This is a genomic window from Saccharothrix lopnurensis, assembly GCF_042658445.1.
Taxonomy (GTDB): domain Bacteria; phylum Actinomycetota; class Actinomycetes; order Mycobacteriales; family Pseudonocardiaceae; genus Actinosynnema; species Actinosynnema lopnurensis.
Genome location: NZ_JBHSQO010000095.1, coordinates 1 through 3,047 on the forward strand (window position 1 = coordinate 1; position 3,047 = coordinate 3,047).

The window sequence follows — 3,047 nt, forward strand, 5'->3', positions numbered from 1 at the left end:
GGACCGGCCGGCCCCGGACCCACCGGTCCCGGACCCGCGGCCGGTGGCGGACGGCGGCGCGAGCAGCTCGCCCGCCGCCTCGGTGAACCGGTCTCGCGACGCTTGGTCGACCACGTCCGCGGCCAGTTCCAGCCGGCCGAGGCCGGCCTGGTCGGCGAGCAGCGCAAGCTGGCGCGCGGCTTCCGCCGGGCCGCAGCCCAGCCGTTCGACGAGGACGCCCTTGGCCATCTCGATGAGCGCGCGGCCGTCGGCCACGGCGTGCGCCTCCCGCACCTCGCGGGACAGCCGCTCGACCGTGGCGGCGAGCCGGGTCAGGCCGGCGCCGGCGACCGCGGTCCGGGGTTGGGCCGCGGTCGCCGGGTGGTCCGGGACGTCGGTCGACAAGCGGGATCTCCTCGGTCGGCGGGCGGTGGAGCGGTGTTCAGCGGTCCAGCCAGCGCTGCATGCAGTTCACCAGGTCGTCGGAGTCCACGGGCTTGGTGACGTAGTCGTTGGCGCCCGAGTCGAGGCTCTTCTCCCGGTCGCCCGGCATGGCCTTGGCGGTGACGGCGATGATCGGCAGGTCGGCGTGCTCGGGCATGGCGCGGATCGCCGTCGTGGCGGCGTAGCCGTCCATCTCGGGCATCATCACGTCCATCAGGATGAGGTCGACCTCCGGGTTCGCCGACAGCGCCTCGATGGCCTCGCGGCCGTTCTCGGCGTGCAGCACGCTCACCCCGTGCAGCTCCAGGATGCTGCTCAGGGCGAACAGGTTGCGCGCGTCGTCGTCGGCGATGAGCACCGTCCGCCCGGCGAGCCGGCCGTTGAGCGGGCGCGGCGCGGGCTGGTGGTGCGCCGGGTCCTCGTGGCGCACCAGCGGCAGCACCGCGCCCGGCACCTCCGCGGTCAGGTGCAGGGCGATGCGCTCGCGCAGCTCGTCCAGGCTGGACAGCAGCTCCAGCGGCCGGTCGACGGGGCGCGACTGGAGGCGCCGCTCCTGCTCCGGCGCCAGCCGCCGGTTGTTGTGCGCCAGCACCGGCACGTTGCCCAGGCCGGCGTCGCCGTCCATGGCCTCCAGGAACTCCAGCGCCGCGCCGTCGGGCATGTCCAGCTCCAGCACGACGCAGTGGCACGCCTCGGCGGCCAGCACGGCCGCGGCCTCCTGCGCGCCCACCACGGTGATGACCTCGACCGGTCCCCGCGGGTCGTTGCTGTCGGCCAGGTCGGTGACCGCGCTCTGCGCCACCAGGGACAGCAGGCCCTGGGGCCGCTCCTCGATGACCAGCAGCCGGCGCTGGTGCGCCGGTCCGCCCGAGCCGCCCTCGGCCGGGGCCGGGTGCTCCGCCACGGGCAGGGCGGCGGGCGACGGCACGCCGCCCGCGGTGGGCAGCTCCTGGAACTCGGGGCGCGCGACCGGCAGGTAGAGGGTGAACGCGCTGCCCTTGCCCAGGGTGCTCTCCGCGGTCACCACGCCGCCGAGCAGGTAGGCGATCTCGCGGCTGATGGACAGGCCCAGGCCCGTGCCGCCGTACTTGCGGCTGGTGGTGCCGTCGGCCTGCTGGAACGCGCCGAAGATCGACTCCAGCTGCTGCTCGGCGATGCCGATGCCGGTGTCCACCACGCGGAAGGCGATGGCCTGGCCGTGCCGCTTCACCGGCGCGGGCAGCTCGGCCGGGTCGGCGGGCTCGATGCGCAGCTCCACGCTGCCGGTCTCGGTGAACTTCACCGCGTTGGACAGCAGGTTGCGCAGCACCTGCCGCAGCCTGCTGTCGTCGGTGAGCAGCTCCGCGGGCACCCCGGAGCCGGTGGTGATGCGGAAGCCGAGGCTCTTCTGCGTGGTCATCGGCCGGAACGTGGCCTCGACGTAGTCCAGCAGCTGCCGCAGCGGCACGCGCTCGGGCGTGATGTCCATCTTGCCCGCCTCGACCTTGGACAGGTCGAGGATGTCGTTGATCAGCTGGAGCAGGTCGGAGCCCGCCGAGTGGATGATGCCCGCGTACTCGACCTGCTTCGGGGTGAGGTTGCGGGTCGGGTTCTGGGCCAGCAGCTGGGCCAGGATGAGCAGGCTGTTGAGCGGGGTGCGCAGCTCGTGGCTCATGTTGGCCAGGAACTCCGACTTGTACTTCGACGCCAGCGCCAGCTGCTTGGCGCGGGTCTCCAGCTCCTGCCGGGCCTGCTCGATCTCCAGGTTCTTGGTCTCGATGTCGCGGTTCTGCTGGGCCAGCAGCGCCGCCTTCTCCTCCAGCTCCGCGTTGGAGTCCTGGAGCTGCTCCTGCCGCTTCTGGAGCTCGCCGGAGCGGGCCTGGAGCTCGCCGGCCAGGCGCTGGGACTCCACCAGCAGCTCGTCGGTGCGGGCGTTGGCGACGATGGTGTTGACGTTGACGCCGACGGTCTCCATCAGCTGTTCGAGGAAGTCGCGGTGGATCGCGGTGAACCGGTGCACCGAGGCCAGCTCGATCACGCCCAGCACCTGGTCCTCGACCACGATGGGCAGCACCACCAGGTTGATGGGCGCGGTCTGGCCGAGGCCGGAGGACACCGTGACGTAGCCGGGCGGCACGTCGTCCACGGCGATGGTGCGGCGGCTGCGCGCGGCCTGCCCGACCAGGGACTGGCCGAGCCGGAAGCGGGTGGGCCGGGTGGCCACGTGGTCGTCGGCGTCGGGGCGGCCGTAGGAGGCGATCAGGTGCAGCTCCGGCTCCTCGTCCGCGTCGTCGGCGAGGTAGAACGCGCCGTACTGGGCGGAGACCAGCGGGGCCAGCTCGTCCATGATCAGTTCGGCGACCACGGCGAGGTCGCGGCGGCCCTGCATGAGCCCGGAGATGCCGGCCAGGTTGGTCTTGAGCCAGTCCTGGTCCTGGTTGGCCTTGGTGGAGACGCGCAGGGACTCCACCATCGAGTTGATGTTGTCCTTCAGCTCGGAGACCTCGCCGGAGGCGTCCACGGTGATCTGCCGGGTCAGGTCGCCGGACGCGACCGCGCTGGTGACCTCGGCGATGGCGCGGACCTGGCGGGTGAGGTTGCCGGCGAGTTCGTTGACGTTCTCGGTGAGGCGCTTCCAGGTGCCG

2 protein-coding genes are annotated in these 3,047 nt (G+C 72.6%); both read right to left on the minus strand.

Features of this window, described 5'->3' with window-relative positions; translation table 11 throughout:
* Nucleotides 1–384, minus strand: a 384-nt coding sequence (locus ACFP3R_RS37455) for an ANTAR domain-containing protein (RefSeq protein ID WP_380643778.1), incomplete at its 3' end; no start/stop codon positions are given.
* A 37-nt stretch (nt 385–421) separates the two neighbouring features.
* Nucleotides 422–3,047, minus strand: a 2,626-nt coding sequence (locus ACFP3R_RS37460) for a response regulator (RefSeq protein ID WP_380643780.1), incomplete at its 5' end; no start/stop codon positions are given.